Here is a 21059-nt window from a genome sequence, read left to right as displayed (position 1 = left end):
AGCGCTTATGTCACCCCGTCATTTTTGCCTTCGAAACAGCCAGCGGGGCAGCGCCTTGCTGATCAGCATGGTGCTGTTGTTACTGCTGAGCCTGGCTGCGATAGCAGGCGTCAAGACCTCCATCAGCCAGGAGCGCATGGCAGCCAACCTGAAACTCAAGAATGACAGCTTTCAGGCAGCTGAAGCAGGCATGCGCTTCGTAGAAGGGCAGGTGCAAACCCTGGCGGTGGTGTTGCCTGCCGAGGTCTGCGCTGGCGCGGCGTGCGAGATTGATGCCGCCGCGCTCGATATCGATCAGCTGTCCTCGCCAGGGGACAACTGGATAGCAGTGCCTGAAGCCATCGCGGGCAACGCTGCCTCGGTCTGGTACCGCGTGGTGCGGCTGGGCGACAGCGAGATACCCGCCAACCTGAGCGCCAGCGCACCAAGCACCCTCTATCGAATATCGGTAGTCGGCTTCAAAGGCACCACCCGCACCGTGCTGGAGGGAACCTATGCACATACCAGGATTTAACATGGAAGGGGCGCGAACAGGTGCTGGCCGGCTGGCCAGTTTTGCGCTCGGCATGACCCTGGCCTGTTCGGCCAATGCGTTCACCCCGCTCAGCGGCCCGGTGCTCTCGGCATCCAGCGTGCCGCCCAACGTGGTTATGTTGTTTGACAGCTCTTCGAGCATGGTCATGAACCGCATCGACGGCGATACCCGTCAGAATATCGCCAGGGACGCAGCGAAGGATGTGATCAGCGACAACCGCGACGTACGCTTCGGCCTGTTTACCTTTCGCTCGGGAACCAACGCGCCGGGCGGTCTGTTGCGGGTGCCGGTCGGATCCATTGCGGCAGGCACAGCGACTGGCGAATCACGCTTCAACGCAATCAATTCTGCGCTGGACGATATCAATCCAGGCAGTGGCCGTTCAGGACTAACCTGGACGCCGCTGGCTGAGAGTTATTACGAAGTCACGCGTTACATGCGCGGTCTTCGGGCGTTCTATCCGCAGTCAGATGCCGAGCAGAACCGGGAACAATTCGACAGCCCCATAGAATACCGCTGCCAGAAGAATTTCGGTCTGGTACTGACTGATGGTCTGCCGACCTACGATAACCAGTTTCCTACGACGCTGGCTGAAGACCCTGCGGGTAATAATTCGCAGGTGTCTGGTGTATTCAATCTGCCGAACTGGGATGGTGACAGCCAGGGCGATGTGAACAATCCGAATCCCTCCACCGAAGGCAGCACCTTCTATCTTGATGATATTGCGCGTTTCGCATTGGATACCGATATGCGCAACACTGGCGATGGCACCGACCAGGCCGGCAAAAGCTGGGACGATCCGACCTTTCCAACCCAGAACATGAAGACCTTCACTGTCGGCTTCGCGCTGGATGATTCGCGCCTGCGCGACACGGCGACCGCCGGCGGTGGGAAATACTACACGGCGAGTGACCGGACGGAACTGAAGGAAGCATTGCGCACCGCGTTGCGCGAGATCATGGCCTCGTCCGGTTCCGGTGGCGGAGCGACCGTCGATAGCCAGGTGCTGCAGGCCGGCACCAGCCGCTATTACCAGAGCAAATTTAATCCCAAGGACTGGAGCGGTTCGCTTAGCGCCCATACGTTGAGCGCGGAAGGTGAGCCGAGCGCTGTGCTCTGGTCTACTGACTCGACTTTCACACCGGCCAACCGACCTGGCGTATTTCAGACCTGGCGCCTTGCACATGACGCCACCCTTGCTGGTCCGGTGGCGTTGAATGGAGCCACCAGGGCTATGCTGGCGCCGGTGCAACAAACCATTCTTGATAACGCAGCAGTTCAGGCAGGTCTCATTGGTGAGGCTGGCCAGACTCTCCTGAACTGGGTGCGTGGACAGAACGTTGCTGGTCTGCGCGCCCGTACGTCCTTGCTTGGCGATGTCATCAACGCCTCGCCGGTGCTGGTGGCCCGGCACCAGGCGACATCCGGTGCGCCCGGGACCTATCGAAGCAGTAAGCAGCAACTGATCGAATCGCTCGTAGTGGGTGCCAACGATGGCTTTATCCGCGTATTCGATACCGCTGGTCAGCACCGCTATTCCTTTCTGCCCGCCGGCCTGCATGCCAGCCTGGGTGCACGGGCGCGCAGCGATTATTCCAATGGCAATAATCACCGTTCGGGTGTGGATGGCCGTCTGTCCGTCGCCGACATTCCATTGAGCGATATCTGGTCCACTGCGGCGGCAACGGGCTTTGGCGCTGGTGGCAAGGGACTGGCGGCGATCCGGTTGTTCGATGCAACCACCGGCAACAATGCGATCGGCGCGCTGTGGGAAATCAGCGCCGCTGATCCAGGCTGGGAAGACCTCGGACATATCTATGCGCAGCCCGTACTGGCGCGGCTGAATGATCGGAGCGTGCTGATTACTGGAAACGGTTACGGCAGCACGGCGGGGACCGCATCGTTGCTGGTGATCGATCTTGCAACGGGCGTGTTGATCCGAAAGCTGGACGTCAGCAACCGCGAGGGTGTTAACCAGGGAAACGGTCTGTCCGCGCCGGTGTTGCACGATGATGGAAGCGGCAATGTGTCTGTATTCGCTGGCGACCTGCACGGACAGCTCTGGAAATTCGACCTCAGCGATGCTGACAGCACCAACTGGGCTACCGCCCACGACGGCGTACCGCTATTCACTGCGGCGACAGATCAGCCAATCACCGTCCGACCCCAGGTGCACCGTAGCGCCGACGCCCGCGATCATCTGGTACTTTTTGGTACCGGAAAATTCATGGAGCAGGCTGATCTCACCGACACCGCACTGCAGAGTTTTTACGCCGTGCGGGACACCGTCAGTCCTCCAGCAGGCGGGCTCACGCCGGCGCATCTTCAGGCCCAGCAGATAGATTCGACCACCGTCTCGGATGGCGCAGGCGGAACATTCCGCCGGGTCTCGGCAAACTCTGTCGATTGGGCCAGCCAGTATGGTTGGCGTCTGCCCCTGATAAGCGGGGCGCAGGCAGTCGGTGAAAGAGTCACCCGCGATTTTGCGGTACGGGATGGCAAGGTTTATTTCAATACCGGGTATATCAAGCCGGACACTGACCCCTGCATGACGCAGGGCGCTGGCTGGCTCATGGTGGTGTCGGTGGATAGCGGCGGTATGGCACCGGGCAAGTTTCTCGACACCAACCATGACAACAACGTGGACAACGATGACGAGCAGGTTGCCGGCAAGGATCTGGATATAGGGCTGCCCGGCGACCTCAATATTGTGCGCCGCGAGGACGATCCTGAAATCACTCAGACCGGTTGTGCGCCGGACATCATCCTGGTGCAGGGCTCAAGCGGTGTAGCGGTCGTCACCGCGACCGCCACCTGTCGTTTCGACCGAATCAACTGGCGACAACGGATGTGAGGGAGTACAGATGAAGAACAGAACGCCTGGCTTTACTTTGATCGAGGTAATGATCGTTGTCGCCATTATCGGCATTCTGGCAGCTATCGCTTATCCATCGTATCTGGAGCACGTCCGCCAGACCCGGCGCGCAGAGGTGACAGCTGTTCTGCTGGAGAACGCACAACTGCTCGAGCGACATTACACCCGCCAGGGTGCCTATGACTCGGGAACGGTGACTCTTGGTACCCAGAGTCCTGCCAGTGGGAGTGCAGTGGCGACGATCGTTGCGGCGTTGGGCGCGGAAACCTACACGCTGACTGCTACGGCTGTCTCAGGTGGCATTCTCGACGGTGATGCCTGCGCGGTCTATACGCTCAATCAGGTGGGGCAGCGCACGCCAGCCGATGCCAAATGCTGGCGGCGCTGAAAAACCAGAGGCTCAGGCAGCCGGCTGGGTGCCCTTGGCAGAACCCGGCAGCAGCTGGTTGAGAATGATCGCAACCACGCCACACAGGCTGATGCCCTGCAGATTGATCTCCTCGCTGCCGACGATCAGCCCGCCTATGCCGAACACCAGTGTTACCGAGACGATACACAGATTACGCGGCTCCGACAGATCAACCTGGTGGCGGATCAGGGTATTCATGCCAACCACGGCAATCGAGCCGAACAGCAGACATAGAATGCCGCCCATGACCGGCACCGGCATGCTTAACAGGACCGCGCCGAACTTGCTGACAAAGGCCAGGCCGATTGCAAAAATCGCGGCCCAGATCATCACCATCGGATTGAAATTGCGCGTCAGCATCACTGCCCCGGTCACTTCCGAGTAGGTTGTATTCGGAGGGCCGCCGAGGCAGGCCGCCGCAGACGTGGCAATCCCGTCGCCGAGCAGCGTGCGTTGCAGCCCGGGTTTGCGCAGATAGTCCTTGCCCGTCACCGACCCGATCGCCAGCACATCGCCGATATGCTCGATGGCCGGTGCGATCGCGACCGGCAACATGAACAGAATCGCGGCAAGCTGGAATTCGGGTGTTACGAACTGGGGAACAGAAAACCAGCTGGCCTCGCCGACCGTGCTGAAATCAACTACGCCAAATAGCCATGACAGGCTGTAGCCCACCAGCACGCCGGCAAGGATTGGCACCAGCCGGAAGATTCCCTTGGCCAGAACTGCCACGGCAATAGTGGTCGCCAGAGACGCCATGGAAATGAGGATGGCGACCGGATAATCAACCAGTACCGCGCTGCCATCTCCCGCCTTGCCCATCGCCATATTGACCGCGACCGACGCCAGTCCAAGTCCAATCACCATGATCACCGGCCCGACGACCACCGGCGGCAGCAATTTCTGGATAAATCCCGGGCCGCGCAGCCTGACTGCCAGACTCAGCAAGATATAGACAACCCCGGCTGCGAACAGCCCGCCGAGCGTTGCCGGCAAGCCCCAGGTCTGGTTGCTGTAGAGAATGGGTGCGATGAAAGCGAAGCTGGACGCCAGGAACACCGGAATCTGTCGGTGGGTGGTGAACTGGAACATCAGGGTGCCGATACCAGCGGTAAACAAGGCTACGCTGGGGTCCATCCCGGTGATCAATGGCATCAGCACCAGGGCGCCAAAAGCCACGAACAGCATCTGCGAACCAGCTAGCGCGGTGCGCCAGCCGCTGGTTTCAACTCCCTGCATTTAATGAATATCCTTTTGCTTGGTTCCGAAAATCTTGTCGCCAGCATCGCCCAGACCGGGAATGATGTAGCCATGCTCGTTCAAGCGCTGGTCGATCGAGGCAGTATATATTTCCACATCCGGGTGCAGCTCATTTACACGCTTGATGCCTTCCGGCGCAGCGACCAGCACCAGCGCGCGGATCTCCTTGGCACCGGCTTGTTTGAGCAGGTCGATCGTTGCAACCATGGAGCCGCCAGTGGCCAGCATGGGGTCGATGATCAGCGCCCGACGCTGATTCAGTTCGCCCACCAGTTTTTCCAGATAGGTATCGGCTTCCAGCGTTTCTTCATTGCGTGCCAGGCCGATTACGCTGACCCTGGCGCTGGGTATCAGCGACAGGACGCCATCAAGCATGCCGATGCCGGCGCGCAGAATGGGCACAACAGTGATTTTCTTGCCGGACAGTTTTTCCACGGTTACATCACCACACCAGCCGGGGATAACCGCTTCCTCGAGCAGCATGTCCTGCGTGGCTTCGTAGGTCAGCAGTGCGGCGACCTCCTGGGCCAGCTCACGGAAATTCTTGGTGCTTATATCGTCGCGGCGCATCAGCCCAAGTTTGTGGCGAATCAGCGGATGGCGGATCTCTTTGACTTTCATGGAAGGCTCTCGTGCACGCGGAGGGAAGATGCTTTATAGCTTAGAGTCTGTGTGCATAAGGTCGCAAGCAGAAGGGTAGTGTGGTTGGCGCATCAATGCCTGGTTTCGGCTGCCCTGGCGACTTAAACATGACCTGGATTGATATTCACGCGGGACGGCGATGAGCAGGGCTGGCGAACCTGCGCACGGCGAAACCACGCGTCCGGATGAGCAGTAAACGAGAGCAATTATCTTGCGTTTAACCTGCAGGACCAGTATTTTGCGCCCCTTTCGTAGGGTCTGTTGACGTTTCGTCGCGAGCCGCGTTGCTGTATCAAATGATGCCAGGCAAGGCGCGGGACGCAGGCAATGGTTGTTCCCTTGCTAAGTCCCGCAACGCCGCATGGCGTCATTTGACACGCAACCCGTAGGGACGGGGCCCGTTTAGCGCAGGACTGCGTTACTCGTCGCTCATTTGCAATGACCACAAAAACGCCTGGAGCGTTTCTGCGCGCAAGCCCCGAAGGGGTGAAGCACATGGCTGTGCTGAGCAAATTACGCTCCTCGCGCCTTGTTCTGCACTAAACGGGCATCCGTCGCGGCCGCTACGAAACATCAACAGACCCTACCCCCGGAGAATTGCAATGTCCGTCGATCTTGAACACATCAGGCAAGTCATGGCTGAGGCCGATTGTCTGTTCACCGAGGCTGAAGTACGGGCCGCCATGGATAATATGGCTGCGGAGATGAACGTTCGCCTGGCAGGTAGCAATCCCATCGTCTACAGCGTAATGAACGGGGGCCTGATCATCGCCGGTCAACTGGCTACCCGGTTGAGTTTTCCGCTGGAGCTGAGTTACCTGCACGCGACGCGTTATCGTAACAAGCTGAGCGGCGGTGAGTTGTTCTGGAAAGCCCGCGCCGAACATTCGCTGGTCGACCGCACGGTACTGATTCTGGACGATATTCTCGATGAGGGGCATACCCTCGCGGCGATTGTTGAATACTGCCGCGACGCTGGCGCTGGTGAAGTGCTGACGGCGGTGCTGTTGGACAAGAAGCACGATCGCAAGGCGTACCCGGGTATGCGCGCCGACTTCACCGGTATGGACGTAGAAGACCGTTACATCTTCGGTTTTGGTCTGGATTACAAGGGTTACTGGCGCAATGCGCCGGGTATCTTCGCCCTCAAAGGCCACTGATACCCAGCATTGCTAGCGACCGTCTTTGCTCAGGCGGTCGCTGATTCCTGCGCTTGTTCGGCCAGTTCCTCACGGATATATCGGGCCGCCTCTGTCGGCCTGGCCACAAAGCGCCGGCTACCACGTCTCGCTCCCATGCCTGCCCGCTTCAACTTGAGCCTCAGCGGCGCTTTCACGCCGATCAGATAGACCCGAATCCCGCGTTTCTCAAGATCCTGCAGCGCCTTCTGCAAGATCACCAGCGCGCTCATGTCCATGCTCGGTACCGTCTGCATATCGATAGCGAGATAACGAATTGCTTCGTCGTACCGATTCAATGCGTTCAGTGCCTTGTCCGCGGCGGCAAAGAACAGCGGACCATTGATTTGATAGAGCGCAACGCTTTCCGGCAGTGCGGCCAGTGCTGCATCGCTGTGTATCGGTTTCTTGCTGCCCTGACTCAGGTCCGCCATGCGTTTGATGAACAGCACCGATGCCAGCAGCAGACCGACGCCAACAGCCAGGACCATATCAAACAGCACGGTCAGCACCAGACAGATGATCAACACCCAGACATCCTGGCGCGGCCCGATACGCAGCATGTGCATCACGTGGGGCGCCTCGCTCATGTTCCATGCCACGATCAGCAGCATTGCCGCCAGCGAAGCCATCGGCAGATAAGCGAACAGGTCGGCCAGCAACACTACTGCGAGCAGAATCACTATTGAATGGAATACCGCCGCCATCGGCGTACGCGCCCCGGAGCGGACGCTGGTTGCGGTCCGGGCGATAGCCGCTGTCGCGGTAATGCCGCCGAAGAAGGGCACGATCAGATTACCCAGCCCCTGGCCCATCAATTCGGCGTTGGGGTCATGACGGGTGTTGGCCATGCCGTCAGCGACCAGCGCGCATAGCAGCGACTCGATAGCACCGAGCATGGCAACCGCGAGCGCTGCGGGCAATAACTCCCGCAGCAGATTGAAATCCACCGCTAGCGGCTGGCCGTCTGCGCCGGGTAAGGTCCAGGGCAAGACCCAATGCGGGGCGATGGGGGGGATGCCCGCGTGGGTTACTCCGTCCATCACATAACTGAAGCGTGAACCGAGGGTGTCCACTGATAGACCGAAACGCATCAGCCCAAGCGCGAGCAACGCACCGGCCAGCAAAGCGACCAGATGACCGGGGATCTTGCGTGTCACGCGGGGCCAGAGTACCAGTACTCCAAGCGTAACGATGCCGACCAGGGTGTCGCCGGTCTGGATACTCGGGAGTGCCTGCGCCAGCGCCTGCAGTTGATCGACGTAGCTTTCGTGCTGACCAACGTTCTGCAGGCCGAAGAAGTCCTTGATCTGCAAGGTGGCGATGACCACGCCAATGCCTGCGGTGAAGCCCATTACCACCGGATAGGGCACCACCTGGATCAGGCTGCCCATTCGCGCCAGCCCCAGCGCAAGCAGGATCAGCCCGGACAGGGCACTGACCACCAGAAGCCCCCCGATCCCGTACTGCTGGGTGATGGGCAACAGAATCACCACGAAGGCGGCGGTAGGGCCTGAAATGTTGAATCGCGAGCCGCCGGTCAGCGCAATGATCAGCCCGCCGATAATGCCGGTGTAAAGCCCGTGTTGCGGAGCAACGCCCACGGCGATGGCCAAGGCCATGCCCAGCGGAATGGCTATGATGCCGACGGTGACGCCGGCGAGCAGGTCGCCGCGTAGCGTCTGGAGGGTATATCCCTGTTTGATGCTTTCGCGCATCGCCGCGAAGAGGGGCAGGCGGCCTGAACCAGTGCGAGCCATAAAATGTCCTGTCGTGCCTGATCGGTGCTTGGAGCAGCCCTGATCAAAGTTCATCCTTTTAGCCAGGAAGCACTCATAGCATACTCTTCCGGGGCTCTGTCTGGAGCAAAGCGCCAAGGATGTGCGGATTTACCGCAGGGCCGCGTTCCTGCTCAGGCACAATATTGGCGAGCGAGCCCTGTTGCGGCAGGACGATGCTGGTGGGGGCTGGTTGGTCTGGTTACAATTGCGCTCCCTGAACACTGTGCAACGAGGTTTCCGTGCGTAAAGACAAGCAGAAGGTAGTCGGTGAACCGATTACAGACGAACAGGTTGCGGTTTTTTTACAGGCAAGGCCATTCGATACCAAAGAGTCGGTGGAACTGCATATCCTGACCAAAGCGTATCGTGGTTTGCGGGCGGAGGATTTTCAGCGCTTTCTGGAGATGTTTCGCGCTGAAGGTTATGACATCAATGCCACCGACGCACAGGGTCGGACTTTTCTCAGTACGCTGCGCGATCACGCCCAGGCTGAGGATTACATTGTCGCCCTCGAGGCTGCTGGCGCGCGGTAAAAGCTGTTTTTCAGGTCGGGTTTGTCGTGCTGTCAGTCTGCCACTGGCGATGGTCATCAGCTATGCTGTGAACCCCGGCGTAGCAACCAGGCTGACCGCCGCCCGGGACATCAACAATCGAATTTGAGGAGTGCCGTGTCATGTTGAAACCTGTGGGTATGCTGGCTGTATTCGCTCTGGCTCTGACGTTGGTGGGCTGCGCCCATAGTCCACAGCAGCTCAGCGTGCAGCCCAAGGTTCAGGTCGCCCTGAATCCCGTTGCAGGCAATCAGCCGGTGGCGGTTACTGTGCAAGACACGCGGTCTTCCACTGTGCTCGGCACGCGCGGCGGTATTTATCCCAATTCCAGTAACCTGACCCTGAGTGACAAGTCGATCCCTGCCATCCGTCAGGAAGTCGAACAATCGCTACGCCAGCTGGGGTTCGTCGTGGTTCAACCCGGTTCAGCCGGTGCCAATAACCTGACAGTCAACCTCGCCGAGCTTAGCTACCGCTCACCCAGCGACGGGGCTTATGTCACCCAGGCTGACATCGGTGCAGTGTTCACTGCTGAGGCGCGGGGCGGCGATCAGATCTACAACGGACGCTACAGCGCATCTGCCCAGCATCGTTTCGGTTACGCACCTAATCAGGCTACCAATACCAAGCTGGTTTCCGAAGTGCTGAGCGATGCCTTGTCGCGGGTGTTCCGCGATCAGGAAATCGTCCGCGTTCTTCAGCGCTAGGGTCTCTCCCCGTAGACAGGCCTGATTAACGGCGTGAACAAAAAAGCCAGACCCTGAGGTCTGGCTTTTTTGTGGGTGGGTTCCAACGGCCCGCTTACCCCTTCTCGGGTGGCGGTGTCATGGTCGGAGATGGCTGGAGCATCACGTCGTGCTCAGCCATGTTCCAGGGCAGTGAGCCGGGCGAGATATGCAGGAAGTGCAGGTAGCGCTCGAAGTGATCGAGAATGTCGCCGATTATTTCCTGCTGATCGTAACCGTAAATATCGTAGGTCTGCCCGCCGCGACGGAGGAAGACCTCGGCGCGGTAGTAGTGCGCTTCGAGGGCGCTATCCGTGGCGGCTACTTCAGGAAAAGCATAGTCCGGGCGAGCATATTCACGGATGCGGATCTCATAGATGAAATCGGTCTGGCCTGGCTTGACGACTTCAATATAGGCACGTCCCAAATCGGAATCGTGGTTCGCTTCGGCTGGCCAGCCCTGGTCGGCCAGATTGCTGGCCAGCCGTTGCATGGCTGGGAACACCGTTTGCGCGATGAACTGCTCGACCTCGTTCTTCTCGGGGAAATTGACGATCCCCGCGACACGCTTCTTCCACAACGAGGCCCTATTGCCCTGTGAATGCCGGCTGGTTTGCATGTGATGGATCAGGCTCTGGTCGCGGTGTCCCTCGATCACCAACGCTCGCCACATTCCCACAGCGGATATAAGCATGATGATGGCAAAGGGCAAGGCGCTGGCGATGGTCATGGTCTGCAATGCGCTCAAGCCGCCCGCCAAAAGCAGGGTAGCTGCCACCGCACCTTCCAGAATGGCCCAGAACGCCCGTTGCCAGGCCGGGGTCGCGAGCACGCCGCCTGACGCCAGCGAGTCGATCACCAGGGATCCCGAGTCCGAGGAGGTAACGAAGAAGGTGATGATCAGCAGTACCGTCAGGAAAGACACAATCGAGGTGAACGGCAGACGCTCGAACAACTTGAACAGCGCGATCGCGTTATCGTTCTGTACTTCCGTGATCAACGCCGTGTAGCCCTCGTTCATGATCAGGTGCAATGCGGTGTCGCCGAAGATGGAGAACCACATGAAGGTGAAAATACTCGGCACCAGCATGACGCCTACTACGAACTGGCGGATGGTACGTCCGCGGCTGATCTTGGCGATAAACAACCCGACAAAGGGCGCCCAGGCAATGGTCCAGCCGAAGATAAACAGCGTCCAGTTGCCGATCCAGTCAGAGCGCGTATAGGCCTGAAGATTGAAGGTTCGCTCGATAATGTTATTCAGGTAGCTGCCGGTGTTCTGCAGGAAGGTTTCCAGGATAAACACCGAAGGGCCAACCAGAAAAACGAAAATCATCAGGGCAACGGCCAGCACCATATTCAATATTGAGAGGTTTTTTACGCCCTTGTCGAGGCCCGCTACCACCGAGATCAGCGCCAGCATGGTAATCACCGCAATGGTGATGATCTGTACCGTGATGGATACCGGTACCTCCGGCCAGAGATAATTCATCCCTGCGTTAATCTGCGTGACCGACAGCCCCAGCGTGGTGGCGATGCCGAACAGCGTGCCCAGAATGGCGAACACGTCCACGGTGTGGCCGATCGGGCCATGGATGCGCTCACCAATCAGCGGGTACAGGGCCGATCGCATGGACAGTGGCAAGCCATGACGGAAGGCGAAGTACGCCAGAACCAGGCCAACCAGGCCGTAAATCGCCCAGATATGAAAGCCCCAGTGGAAGAAGGCGATCTGAAGGGCTTGCTTGGCTGCATCAACCGTTTCCGCCGCGCCCGCCGGGGGCGAGGCATAGTGCAGCACCGGTTCGGCCACACCGAAGAACAACAGGGCAATACCGTAGCCGGCTGAAAACAGCATGGCGAACCAGGCCGGGAAGCTGTATTGCGGCTCAGCATGGTCGGGGCCCAGTTTGATATGCCCCCAGTTGCTGAATGCGATCGCCGTGATAAATACCAGGAAACAGGCAACCGAGAGCATATAGAACCAGCCAAAGGTGGTGTTGATATACGTCAGGGTTGCGGCGAAGGCGTCGCCTGCCAGGTCCGGGTTGCTGACGGTGCCGATTACCAGTAACAGGGTCACGACCACAGCGGGTATGAAAACGGGGAAAAGGATGGTCGACTTCCAGGCGGATTGTTCAGCCTTCATTGGAGTTTTTCCTTGTAGTCAATTCGGAAGGGTGAGCGCGCGATACGTAATCCTCTCGTGATTTGTGACAGCCAAGCGGCATCAGACGTTCAGAAAGCCGTCGGTGCGCGAGTGCAAGTGAGTATAGCGGGTGCTTCCGGCGATACTGGCAGCGGCTAATCAGGACTCTTCACAGGTTTCAATCTTGACCCGGACTGTCCCTGCCTTGGTCATGCCGATTTCCCTGGCTGCCCGCAGCGACAGGTCGATCACCCGCTTACCGCTATAGGGGCCGCGGTCGGTGATTTCCACCATTACGCTGCGCTGGTTCTGTCGATTGGTGACGCATACGAGGGTGCCGAACGGCAGGCTCGGGTGGGCCGCGGTCAGTCGGGTCTGGTCGTAGATGGCGCCGCTGGCGGTACGCCGGCCATGCAGCTGGGAGGAGTAATAGGAGGCTCTGCCTGTTTCGGTATAACTGTCGAGGCTGCTGGGCGAAGCGTCCTCGAGCGGCCCGTTGCTGGCGCAGGCAACCGCGGGAATCAGCACAAGCGCCGCGAGAAATCGGCGCATGGCTGGCGTACCGCAGCGGGACCGCCCGGCACTCCTGTGCAGGAGTGCCGGCCTGTCCTCAGTCATCAAGCTTCTGCTTCAACAATTGATTGACCTGTTGCGGGTTGGCCTTGCCCTTCGAAGCCTTCATGGCCTGGCCGACAAAGAACCCGAACATCTTGCCGCGCTTGGCTTCATCGCTGGCGCGATACTGCTCCACCTGCTCGGCATTGGCAGCCAGCACTTCGTCGAGCATGGCTTCGATCGCGCCGCTGTCGGTGACCTGCTTCAAGCCCTTGGCTTCGATGATCTGATCCGCATCGCCTTCACCCTTGGCCATCGCTTCAAAGACCATCTTGGCGATCTTGCCGGAAATGGTGTTGTCCATGATGCGCAGAATCATGCCACCCAGCCGGCTGGCACTGACCGGCGTCTGATCGATTTCGAGACCTTCCTTGTTGAGCAGGCTGGACAGTTCGCCCATGACCCAGTTGGCAGCCAGCTTGGCATCGCCACAGACGCGCTGGACTTCCTCGAAATAATCGGCCATTTCCCGGCTGGCAGACAGCACGCTGGCGTCGTAAACCGACAGACCAAACTCGCTCTGGAAACGCTCACGCTTCTGCTGCGGCAGCTCCGGCAGCTCGCCGCGCACCTCTTCGATAAAGGCGGGTTCAATCACCACAGGCAACAGGTCGGGATCCGGGAAGTAGCGGTAATCGTTGGCTTCTTCCTTGCTGCGCATGGAGCGCGTTTCGTCCTTGTTCGGGTCATACAGTCTGGTTTCCTGGATGACCGTGCCGCCGTCCTCGATCAGCTCGATCTGGCGCTGCACCTCGGTATTGATGGCCTTCTCGATGAAGCGGAACGAGTTGACGTTCTTGATCTCGCAGCGTGTACCGAATTCTTCCTGCCCTTTGGGGCGTATGGACACGTTGCAATCACAGCGCAGCGAGCCTTCGGCCATGTTGCCGTCGCAGATACCCAGGTAGCGCACCAGCGAGTGAATAGTGCGGGCGTAGGCGACGGCTTCCTTGGCGCTGCGCATATCGGGTTCGGAAACGATCTCCAGCAAGGGTGTGCCGGCGCGGTTGAGGTCGATGCCGCTCATGCCCTGGAAGTCTTCATGCAGGCTCTTGCCGGCGTCTTCTTCCAGGTGCGCGCGGGTGACGCCGACGCGCTTGATGCTGCCATCGTCCAGGGTGATGTCGAGAAATCCCTTGCCGACGATGGGCAGATCCATCTGGCTGATCTGATAACCCTTGGGCAGGTCGGGGTAGAAGTAGTTCTTGCGCGCGAACACGTTGGTCATGCCGATCTCGGCATTGATCGCCAGGCCGAACTTGACCGCATTGCGGACCGCCTGCTGGTTCAATACCGGCAGGGTGCCGGGCATGCCCAGGTCTACCAGGCTGGCCTGCACGTTGGGTTCGGCGCCGAAGGTGGTCGAGCTACCCGAGAAGATCTTCGAGGCGGTAGTGAGCTGAGCGTGAATCTCCAGCCCGATAACGATTTCCCATTGCATCTTTAATATTCCTCAGAAATTCCGTGGCGCCGGTTGCCGCTCCTGGCGGGGAGCAAGGCAACCCGGCTCCGCCATAGCTCAATAACCTTGCGGTGCGCGGCTGTGCCAGTCGGTGACCTGCTGGTACTGGTGCGCAATGTTCAGCAGGCGCGCTTCGCTGAAATACGAGCCGAGCAACTGCATGCCCAGCGGCAAGCCATTGGCGAAACCGGCGGGCAAAGCGATGCCAGGCACCCCAGCCAGGTTGGCGGTGATGGTATAGATGTCAGTGAGGTACAGGCTGACCGGGTCGTCGATTTTCTCGCCAATGCGGAACGCCGGCGTCGGTGAGGTCGGGCAGAGAATGACGTCCACCTGCTCATAGGCGGCCATGAAGTCATTCTTGATCAGCCGGCGGATTTTCTGCGCCTTGAGGTAATAGGCATCGTAATAGCCAGCAGACAGCGCATAGGCGCCGACCATGATGCGCCGCTTCACCTCGTTGCCGAAGCCTTCGCTGCGCGAACGCTTGTACAGATCGGTAAGATCGGCGGGATTCTCGCAGCGGTAACCGAAACGCACGCCATCGAAGCGCGACAGGTTGGAGGAGGCTTCTGCCGGCGCGATGACGTAATAGGCCGGAATGGCCAGTTCGGCGTTGGGCAGGCTGATCTCGCGAATTTCTGCGCCCAGGGCTTCGAACTCCTTGACCGCCTGTTGAATGGCCTCGGCGGTGGCGGCATCCAGGCCACCGGCGAAGTATTCCTTCGGCAGGCCGATGCGCAGACCCTTGAGCGAGTCATTCAGGCTGGCGGAATAGTCGGCGACTGGCTCGTCGACGCTGGTGGAATCTTTTTCGTCAAAGCCAGCCATGACCTGCATCATCAACGCGCAGTCCTCCGCGGTGCGTGCCATCGGGCCGCCCTGGTCGAGGCTTGAGGCATAGGCAATCATGCCCCAGCGCGAGACGCGGCCATAGGTCGGCTTGAGGCCGGTCAATGCAGTAAAGCCGGCGGGCTGGCGAATCGAGCCACCGGTATCGGTGCCGGTGGCTGCCGCGCACAGGCGTGCTGCCACCGCAGAAGCCGAACCGCCGGAGGAGCCGCCGGGTACGCGGTCGGTATCCCAAGGGTTGCGGGTAGGTCCGTAATAGCTGGATTCGCTGGACGAGCCCATGGCGAACTCATCCATGTTGGTCTTGCCGAGCATGACCGTACCGGCATCCAGAAAGCGCGAGGTCACGGTGGATTCGTAGGGCGCGATGAAATTGTCGAGCATCTTCGAGCCGCAGCTGGTGCGCACGCCCTGGGTGCAGAACAGGTCCTTGTGCGCCAGCGGTATGCCGGTGAGCGGGCCGGCATTACCGGCGGCGATGCGGGCATCCGCCGCGCGCGCCTGTTCCAGCGCCAGTTCAGGGGTGACGGTGATGTAACTATTAAGAGTGCTATCGAACCGCGCGATACGATCAAGATAATGCTGGGTCAGCTCGACGCTTGAGATCGACTTGCTCTGCAGGGCCTGTGATAACTCGGCCAGGGATTTCTCGTGCATGAAAGGTGTTCTCCGGGGGCGCGGCGGTTATTCGATCACCTGAGGGACCAGATACAGGCCGTCTTCGGTAGCGGGGGCAATGGCCTGGTAGGCGTCACGCTGGTTGGTCTCGGTGACAGCATCCGGGCGCAGGCGCTGAGTGGTTTCCAGCGGGTGGGCCAGCGGGGCGACGCCGTCGGTATTCACCTCCTGCATGCGATCGATCAGATCCATGACGCCGGCCAGTTTGGCGGTAAACGCAGTGGCATCCGCGTCGTCAATGGCGATACGGGCAAGATGGGCGACGTTCTCCACCTCTTTACGTTCTAGTGCCATGTTCTGTTCTCCGTGAAACCTGGGCGCGGACCGGCGCAATAGGGCCGATGCGCCAATCTGTGAATGGCTGTAGCCGAGCCCGGACAAAGCGGCGAATTTACCATAGACGCGCCTTGCCCAAAAACCCCGCCGTTGTTAGAGTTGCGACACTTCAGGAAGTACCGACCAGTTGGCTTGTCAGTTCATATTTGTCCTGTCGCCGGGAGGCCGTTCAACTTCAGGCCAGTGGGCGTTTGCCGTGGGCCCAGGCAACTTGTCAGTACTTCTTTTACATTTAACCCACCCGCACCGGGGTATATTCAACGCATGTTCAAAAAAATACGCGGCATGTTTTCCAGTGATTTGTCCATTGACCTGGGCACTGCCAATACACTGATATATGTTCGTGACCGCGGCATTGTACTGGATGAGCCATCCGTCGTGGCCATCCGCACCCATGGAAATCAGAAAAGTGTTGTAGCCGTCGGCACGGAAGCCAAACGCATGCTCGGCCGCACCCCCGGCAACATTCAGGCAATCCGTCCGATGAAGGACGGCGTCATCGCCGACTTCAGCGTCTGCGAAAAGATGCTGCAGTACTTCATCAACAAGGTGCACGAAAACAGCTTCATCCAGCCGAGCCCGCGCGTGCTGATCTGTGTTCCGGTCAAGTCCACTCAGGTCGAGCGTCGTGCTATCCGCGAATCGGCGCTGGGTGCTGGCGCACGTGAAGTGTTCCTGATCGAGGAACCCATGGCCGCAGCGATCGGTGCCGGCTTGCCGGTTGAGGAAGCGCACGGTTCCATGGTCGTCGACATCGGCGGCGGTACCACTGAAATCGCCCTGATCTCGCTGAATGGCGTGGTATACGCCGAATCGGTCCGCGTCGGCGGCGATCGCTTCGACGAAGCCATTGTGACCTACGTGCGTCGCAATTACGGCAGCCTGATCGGCGAAGCCACGGCCGAGCGCATCAAGCAGGAAATCGGCGTTGCCTTCCCTGGCGGTGAAATTCTTGAGGTGGATGTGCGTGGCCGCAATCTGGCCGAGGGCGTGCCACGCGCCTTCACGCTGAACTCCAATGAAGTGCTCGAGGCCTTGCAGGAGTCCCTAGCGACCATCGTTCAGGCAGTGAAAAGCGCACTTGAGCAGTCTCCGCCAGAACTGGCGTCTGACATCGCCGAGCGCGGCCTGATCATCACCGGTGGCGGCGCGCTGCTGCGTGACCTCGACAAACTGCTGACCCAGGAAACCGGTCTGCCGGTGATCATCGCCGAAGAGCCGCTGACCTGCGTCGCACGTGGGGGTGGCAAGGCGCTGGAGATGATGGACCGCCACAATATGGACTTGCTCTCCACCGAGTAAACCGACGCACTGTTCACCAGGTCTTGGTCCCTGTCATGCCGGTGTTGCATGATAGGGACCAGCAACGACTGGCTCAGCGTCGCGGCAGCAGGAGCCGCACAGGTTTATGAGGAGTGCACCATCAAACCGCTGTTCATCAAAGGCCCTTCACTGGGCGTTCGTTTACTGGCGCTGACGGTGTTGTCGGTGGCGCTGATGGTGACTGACGCCAGGCTGAACGTGCTGCAGCCGGTGCGCGCCCAGCTCGGCATGATCCTGATGCCTATCTACTACGTCGCCGAGCTGCCGGTTCGCGCCTGGGAAAATGTGCATACCCAACTCACCAGCCGTGCCGATCTGATTGCCGAAAACCAGCGCCTGCGCGCCGAATCCTTGCTGACCCAGCGCAAATTACAGAAACTCGCGGCCCTGACCGAGCAGAACGTGAGGCTGCGTGAGCTGCTGAACTCCTCCTCGCTGGTCGACGAACGCGTGCTGGTGGCTGAACTGGTCGGGGTCGATCCCAATCCCTTTACCCAACGCATCATGATCGACAAGGGCGATCGCGACGGCGTGTTTCTTGGCCAACCCGTGCTTGATGCCACTGGCCTGATGGGGCAAGTGGTCGAGGTGATGCCGTTCAATTCGCGCGTACTGCTGCTGACGGATGTCTCCCACAGCCTGCCGGTGCAGGTCAATCGCAATGGTCTGCGCGCGATGGCGACCGGGACCGGGAACAACGACTGGCTTGAACTTCGCCATGTCAGCGACACGGCAGATATTCGCATTGGCGACATCATGGTCAGTTCGGGGTTGGGGCAGCGCTTTCCGGCCGGTTATCCGGTTGGCCGCGTCATCTCGGTCGAACAGGACCCTGCCGAGCCTTTCTCCATCGTCAAGGTTGCCCCGACTGCCCAGCTCAATCGCAGCCGTTACCTGCTTTTGGTGTTCAGTCCGGAAAGTGCCTATGGCGATGTGTTCCCTGTGTTGAGCCTGGAACCTGAGGCATCGCCGGATCAGGCGGTTGCCGCGCCTGAACAGCCTGAACAGCCTGAACAGCCTGACATTCCTGGCGAATCAAGCGAATCAAGCGAAGCCGGCGAGGAGGGCAGCAACGATGCGCCATAGCCTGGTTGTCGGCTTTACCGTTCTGCTGGCGCTGCTGCTGAGTGTTATGCCTATGCCCGAGCCGTTCGGCTTTGGTCGGCCTATGTGGCTGGCGATGACAGTCGCCTTCTGGGTGATGGTTCTGCCGCACAGGATCGGCCTGGTGATGGCCTGGTTTGCCGGCCTGGCCTCCGACGTGCTGTACGGCGAACTGTTTGGCCAGCATGCCCTGGTCATGACACTGGTCGCGACCATGGTGCTGTTGCTTTATCAGCGCATCCGGCGTTTTCCATTGTGGCAACAGAGCCTGGTAATGCTGCCCGTGTTCGGCGTCGCCCAGTTGCTGCTGTTGTGGCTGAACAGCCTGGCCGGCAGTCGACCGCCGATTCTCCTGCTGCTGTTACCGGCTCTGGTCAGCGCTTTGCTGTGGCCGTGGGCTTGTGCCTTCCTGGATATTTTCCGGCGCCGCTTCCATGTCGTCTGATACGGCTTCTGTGCTGGCGTCCGGTAACGGCTGCGGCCTGCTTTATCTGGCTTCGGCCTCGCCACGCCGTCGCGAATTACTCTCACAGATCGGTGTGCCAGTCTGCGTGATACCGTCGGAGATTGACGAAACGGTCTTGCCTGGCGAATTGCCCCTCGCGTATGTCGAACGCGTCACGCATGACAAGGTGCGTGCGGGCGTTGCCAAAGCTCCCGACGGGGCGGTCGTGCTGGCGGCAGACACCGCCGTAGTGCTGGGGAACTGCATATTGGGCAAGCCGGCCGACCGTGCGCATGGCCTGGCGATGCTGGACGATCTGTCAGGTCGGGCCCACAGTGTAATTACCAGCGTAGCGGTATGCCGGGGCGATGACTTACGTTTGGCAAGCGTCGAGACCCAGGTGTGGTTTCGCCAGCTGTCCGAGGCCGAAAAGAGCGCATACTGGGATACCGGCGAGCCGGCCGACAAGGCTGGCGGTTATGCCATTCAAGGGTTGGGCGCGATATTCATCGAACGCATTGAGGGCAGCTACAGTGCGGTGGTAGGGCTGCCTCTGATGGAAACCGCAGCACTGCTGCAGGCATTCGGGATTGCCTGTTGGCAAGCGCGCTGACACAGGCAGGCGGCTCGGAAGAACACTCAAAAGGCCCTAACGGTCCGATAAAACTGGAGAGCCCATGAGCGAAGAAATCCTGATCAATATAACCCCGATGGAAACACGGGTCGCTCTGGTGGAAAACGGCGTACTGCAGGAAGTGCACATCGAACGCACCCTGCGTCGCGGCATTGTCGGCAATATCTACAAGGGCAAGATCGTCCGTGTGTTACCGGGCATGCAGGCTGCTTTCGTTGATATCGGCCTGGAGCGGGCTGCGTTTATCCACGCCTCGGAGATTTCCGAGCGTGAAGGCTCCGCGGTCGAGCCGATCAATGCGCTGGTGCATGAAGGCCAGGCGCTGGTGGTTCAGGTCACCAAGGACCCAATCGGCACCAAGGGCGCCCGCCTCACCACGCACCTCTCGGTACCGTCGCGCTATCTCGTGTATATGCCGCGTACGCCGCACGTGGGCATATCGCTGAAGATCGAGGAAGAAGCCGAGCGCGAACGCCTCAAGCAGATCGTCGCCCAGTGCGTCGCCAATGAAGCTGTTGACGAGCCCGGCGGGTTCATTCTGCGTACCGCCGCCGAAGCCGCGCGTGAGGAAGATATCCTCGCCGACATCCGCTATGTCAGACGGTTATGGCAGCAGATCTCCCAGCAAATGGGCGCATGTTCCGCACCTTCGGTGATCTACGAAGATCTGCCGCTGGCGCTGCGTACGCTGCGGGACCTGGCGAACGTGCGCATTGAAAAAATCCGTATCGATTCGCGGGAAACCTTCCAGAAGGTCGAGCAATTCGTGCAGGAGCTGATGCCCGGCATTGATGACAAACTCGAGCATTACCCGGGTGAGCGTCCGGTATTCGAGCTGTATGGCGTTGAGGATGAAATCCAGAAGGCCATGGAGCGCAAGGTGATGCTCAAGTCGGGCGGACATCTGGTGATTGACCAGACCGAGGCGATGACCACTATCGACGTGAATACCGGCGCCTTCGTCGGACATCGCAATCTCGAAGAAACCATCTTCAAGACCAACCTGGAGGCGGCAACGTCCATTGCGCGCCAGCTGCGCCTGCGTAATCTGGGCGGCATCGTGATTATCGACTTCATCGACATGGAAGCCGAGGAGCATCAGCGCCAGGTGTTGCGCACGCTGGAAAAACAGCTGGAACGTGATCACGCCAAAACCAACATCATCGGCATCACCGAGCTGGGCCTGGTGCAGATGACCCGCAAGCGCACCCGCGAAAGTCTTGAGCAGATTCTCTGCGAGCCCTGTCCCTGCTGCTCAGGCCGCGGTATCCAGAAGACCGCCGAAAGCGTCTGCTATGAAATCTTCCGGGAGATACTGCGCGAAGCCCGCGCCTATCAGGCGGGCGCCTATATGGTGCTGGCGTCACAGGCGGTTATCGACCGGCTGCTGGACGAAGAGTCAGGCAACGTCGCGGACCTGGAATTGTTCATCGAGCGGCCAATCAAGTTTCAGGTCGAGCCGGTGTACACCCAGGAACAGTACGATGTGGTGCTGATGTGATGAG

The 21059-nt window shown here is 59.6% G+C and carries 19 protein-coding genes; 11 read left to right on the top strand and 8 right to left on the bottom strand.

All coding sequences use genetic code 11. The features are described from left to right. The first annotated feature begins 7 nt into the window (after positions 1-7). Genes FZE95_RS13355 through FZE95_RS13345 form a run of 3 tightly spaced genes read left to right on the top strand, consistent with a single transcriptional unit; the run spans position 8 to position 3798 of the window. Complete coding sequence (locus FZE95_RS13355) at positions 8-514, top strand: pilus assembly PilX family protein (protein ID WP_150301358.1); 507 nt, start codon at positions 8-10, stop codon at positions 512-514. A 1-nt stretch (position 515) separates the two neighbouring features. After that, positions 516-3389: a PilC/PilY family type IV pilus protein gene (locus FZE95_RS13350; protein WP_190324567.1), complete on the top strand. Its 2874-nt coding sequence runs from the start codon at positions 516-518 to the stop codon at positions 3387-3389. A gap of 10 nt (positions 3390-3399) precedes the next feature. Continuing rightward, positions 3400-3798, top strand: a complete 399-nt coding sequence (locus FZE95_RS13345; protein WP_150301356.1) for a type IV pilin protein — start codon at positions 3400-3402, stop codon at positions 3796-3798. 12 nt (positions 3799-3810) lie between these two features. Here the strand turns inward: FZE95_RS13345 and FZE95_RS13340 are convergent, their stop codons facing one another. Next, the gene (locus FZE95_RS13340; protein ID WP_150301355.1) at positions 3811-5058 is read right to left on the bottom strand and encodes a uracil-xanthine permease family protein; all 1248 of its coding nucleotides are present in this window, start codon (positions 5056-5058) and stop codon (positions 3811-3813) included. Further along, complete coding sequence (upp, locus tag FZE95_RS13335) at positions 5059-5700, bottom strand: uracil phosphoribosyltransferase (protein WP_150301354.1); 642 nt, start codon at positions 5698-5700, stop codon at positions 5059-5061. Positions 5701-6323: 623 nt separating this feature from the next. Between upp and FZE95_RS13330 the strand changes: the two genes are divergently transcribed. Continuing rightward, positions 6324-6881 (top strand): hypoxanthine-guanine phosphoribosyltransferase, encoded by a 558-nt coding sequence (locus FZE95_RS13330; protein ID WP_150301353.1) that lies wholly within the window; start codon positions 6324-6326, stop codon positions 6879-6881. A gap of 29 nt (positions 6882-6910) precedes the next feature. Here FZE95_RS13330 and dauA read toward each other — a convergent pair whose 3' ends face one another. Next, positions 6911-8659 carry a C4-dicarboxylic acid transporter DauA gene (gene dauA / locus FZE95_RS13325; protein ID WP_150301352.1) on the bottom strand — a complete coding sequence of 583 codons (1749 nt, stop codon included), beginning with the start codon at positions 8657-8659 and terminating at the stop codon, positions 6911-6913. A gap of 260 nt (positions 8660-8919) precedes the next feature. On the opposite strand from dauA, the gene FZE95_RS13320 reads away from it, so the two are divergent. Both FZE95_RS13320 and FZE95_RS13315 read left to right on the top strand, forming a co-directional pair. Next, positions 8920-9213: a PA4642 family protein gene (locus FZE95_RS13320; protein ID WP_150301351.1), complete on the top strand. Its 294-nt coding sequence runs from the start codon at positions 8920-8922 to the stop codon at positions 9211-9213. 140 nt (positions 9214-9353) lie between these two features. Then, positions 9354-9938: a YajG family lipoprotein gene (locus tag FZE95_RS13315; RefSeq protein ID WP_150301350.1), complete on the top strand. Its 585-nt coding sequence runs from the start codon at positions 9354-9356 to the stop codon at positions 9936-9938. Positions 9939-10032: 94 nt separating this feature from the next. Here the strand turns inward: FZE95_RS13315 and FZE95_RS13310 are convergent, their stop codons facing one another. From FZE95_RS13310 to gatC, 5 genes are all read right to left on the bottom strand, one after another. After that, complete coding sequence (locus FZE95_RS13310; protein ID WP_150301349.1) at positions 10033-12105, bottom strand: BCCT family transporter; 2073 nt, start codon at positions 12103-12105, stop codon at positions 10033-10035. 159 nt (positions 12106-12264) lie between these two features. Then, complete coding sequence (locus tag FZE95_RS13305) at positions 12265-12723, bottom strand: septal ring lytic transglycosylase RlpA family protein (RefSeq protein WP_223825064.1); 459 nt, start codon at positions 12721-12723, stop codon at positions 12265-12267. After that, positions 12716-14161 carry an Asp-tRNA(Asn)/Glu-tRNA(Gln) amidotransferase subunit GatB gene (gene gatB, locus FZE95_RS13300; protein ID WP_150301348.1) on the bottom strand — a complete coding sequence of 482 codons (1446 nt, stop codon included), beginning with the start codon at positions 14159-14161 and terminating at the stop codon, positions 12716-12718. The genes FZE95_RS13305 and gatB overlap by 8 nt, the downstream gene beginning before the upstream one ends. A gap of 78 nt (positions 14162-14239) precedes the next feature. Next, a complete protein-coding gene (gene gatA, locus FZE95_RS13295; protein WP_150301347.1) occupies positions 14240-15691 on the bottom strand; it encodes an Asp-tRNA(Asn)/Glu-tRNA(Gln) amidotransferase subunit GatA in 1452 nt (483 codons plus the stop codon). A gap of 27 nt (positions 15692-15718) precedes the next feature. Then, positions 15719-16006 carry an Asp-tRNA(Asn)/Glu-tRNA(Gln) amidotransferase subunit GatC gene (gene gatC, locus FZE95_RS13290; protein WP_150301346.1) on the bottom strand — a complete coding sequence of 96 codons (288 nt, stop codon included), beginning with the start codon at positions 16004-16006 and terminating at the stop codon, positions 15719-15721. A gap of 306 nt (positions 16007-16312) precedes the next feature. Between gatC and FZE95_RS13285 the strand changes: the two genes are divergently transcribed. The 5 genes from FZE95_RS13285 (at position 16313) to rng (ending at position 21055) form a co-directional block, all read left to right on the top strand. After that, complete coding sequence (locus FZE95_RS13285; protein ID WP_150301345.1) at positions 16313-17350, top strand: rod shape-determining protein; 1038 nt, start codon at positions 16313-16315, stop codon at positions 17348-17350. 48 nt (positions 17351-17398) lie between these two features. Continuing rightward, entirely contained in the window at positions 17399-18457 is a 1059-nt protein-coding gene (mreC, locus tag FZE95_RS13280; RefSeq protein ID WP_150301344.1) for a rod shape-determining protein MreC, read from the top strand. Further along, entirely contained in the window at positions 18447-18920 is a 474-nt protein-coding gene (gene mreD / locus FZE95_RS13275; protein ID WP_150301343.1) for a rod shape-determining protein MreD, read from the top strand. Before mreC ends, mreD begins: the two co-directional genes overlap by 11 nt. Beyond that, on the top strand, positions 18910-19533 hold the full coding sequence (locus tag FZE95_RS13270) for a Maf family protein (protein WP_150301342.1): 624 nt from the start codon (positions 18910-18912) through the stop codon (positions 19531-19533). The genes mreD and FZE95_RS13270 overlap by 11 nt, the downstream gene beginning before the upstream one ends. 64 nt (positions 19534-19597) lie before the next feature. Next, the gene (rng, locus tag FZE95_RS13265) at positions 19598-21055 is read left to right on the top strand and encodes a ribonuclease G (RefSeq protein ID WP_150301341.1); all 1458 of its coding nucleotides are present in this window, start codon (positions 19598-19600) and stop codon (positions 21053-21055) included. Positions 21056-21059 lie beyond the last annotated feature (4 nt).

The sequence above is a fragment of the Pseudomonas profundi genome (assembly GCF_008638305.1).
Lineage (GTDB): Bacteria > Pseudomonadota > Gammaproteobacteria > Pseudomonadales > Pseudomonadaceae > Halopseudomonas > Halopseudomonas profundi.
Note: the sequence above shows the minus strand (reverse complement) of the source record. Positions and strands in the feature narration are given on the sequence as shown.

Bases quoted from the DNA above. Each gene is read 5' to 3' on its own strand.
- FZE95_RS13330 (WP_150301353.1), top strand. From the start codon at position 6,324: ATGTCCGTCGATCTTGAACACATCAGGCAAGTCATGGCTGAGGCCGAT.
- FZE95_RS13285 (WP_150301345.1), top strand. From the start codon at position 16,313: ATGTTCAAAAAAATACGCGGCATGTTTTCCAGTGATTTGTCCATTGAC.
- FZE95_RS13350 (WP_190324567.1), top strand. From the start codon at position 516: ATGGAAGGGGCGCGAACAGGTGCTGGCCGGCTGGCCAGTTTTGCGCTC.
- FZE95_RS13355 (WP_150301358.1), top strand. From the start codon at position 8: ATGTCACCCCGTCATTTTTGCCTTCGAAACAGCCAGCGGGGCAGCGCC.
- mreC (WP_150301344.1), top strand. From the start codon at position 17,399: ATGATAGGGACCAGCAACGACTGGCTCAGCGTCGCGGCAGCAGGAGCC.
- gatB (WP_150301348.1), bottom strand. From the start codon at position 14,161: ATGCAATGGGAAATCGTTATCGGGCTGGAGATTCACGCTCAGCTCACT.
- upp (WP_150301354.1), bottom strand. From the start codon at position 5,700: ATGAAAGTCAAAGAGATCCGCCATCCGCTGATTCGCCACAAACTTGGG.
- FZE95_RS13315 (WP_150301350.1), top strand. From the start codon at position 9,354: ATGTTGAAACCTGTGGGTATGCTGGCTGTATTCGCTCTGGCTCTGACG.
- gatA (WP_150301347.1), bottom strand. From the start codon at position 15,691: ATGCACGAGAAATCCCTGGCCGAGTTATCACAGGCCCTGCAGAGCAAG.
- mreD (WP_150301343.1), top strand. From the start codon at position 18,447: ATGCGCCATAGCCTGGTTGTCGGCTTTACCGTTCTGCTGGCGCTGCTG.
- FZE95_RS13310 (WP_150301349.1), bottom strand. From the start codon at position 12,105: ATGAAGGCTGAACAATCCGCCTGGAAGTCGACCATCCTTTTCCCCGTT.
- gatC (WP_150301346.1), bottom strand. From the start codon at position 16,006: ATGGCACTAGAACGTAAAGAGGTGGAGAACGTCGCCCATCTTGCCCGT.
- FZE95_RS13345 (WP_150301356.1), top strand. From the start codon at position 3,400: ATGAAGAACAGAACGCCTGGCTTTACTTTGATCGAGGTAATGATCGTT.
- FZE95_RS13340 (WP_150301355.1), bottom strand. From the start codon at position 5,058: ATGCAGGGAGTTGAAACCAGCGGCTGGCGCACCGCGCTAGCTGGTTCG.
- rng (WP_150301341.1), top strand. From the start codon at position 19,598: ATGAGCGAAGAAATCCTGATCAATATAACCCCGATGGAAACACGGGTC.
- dauA (WP_150301352.1), bottom strand. From the start codon at position 8,659: ATGGCTCGCACTGGTTCAGGCCGCCTGCCCCTCTTCGCGGCGATGCGC.
- FZE95_RS13270 (WP_150301342.1), top strand. From the start codon at position 18,910: ATGTCGTCTGATACGGCTTCTGTGCTGGCGTCCGGTAACGGCTGCGGC.
- FZE95_RS13305 (WP_223825064.1), bottom strand. From the start codon at position 12,723: ATGACTGAGGACAGGCCGGCACTCCTGCACAGGAGTGCCGGGCGGTCC.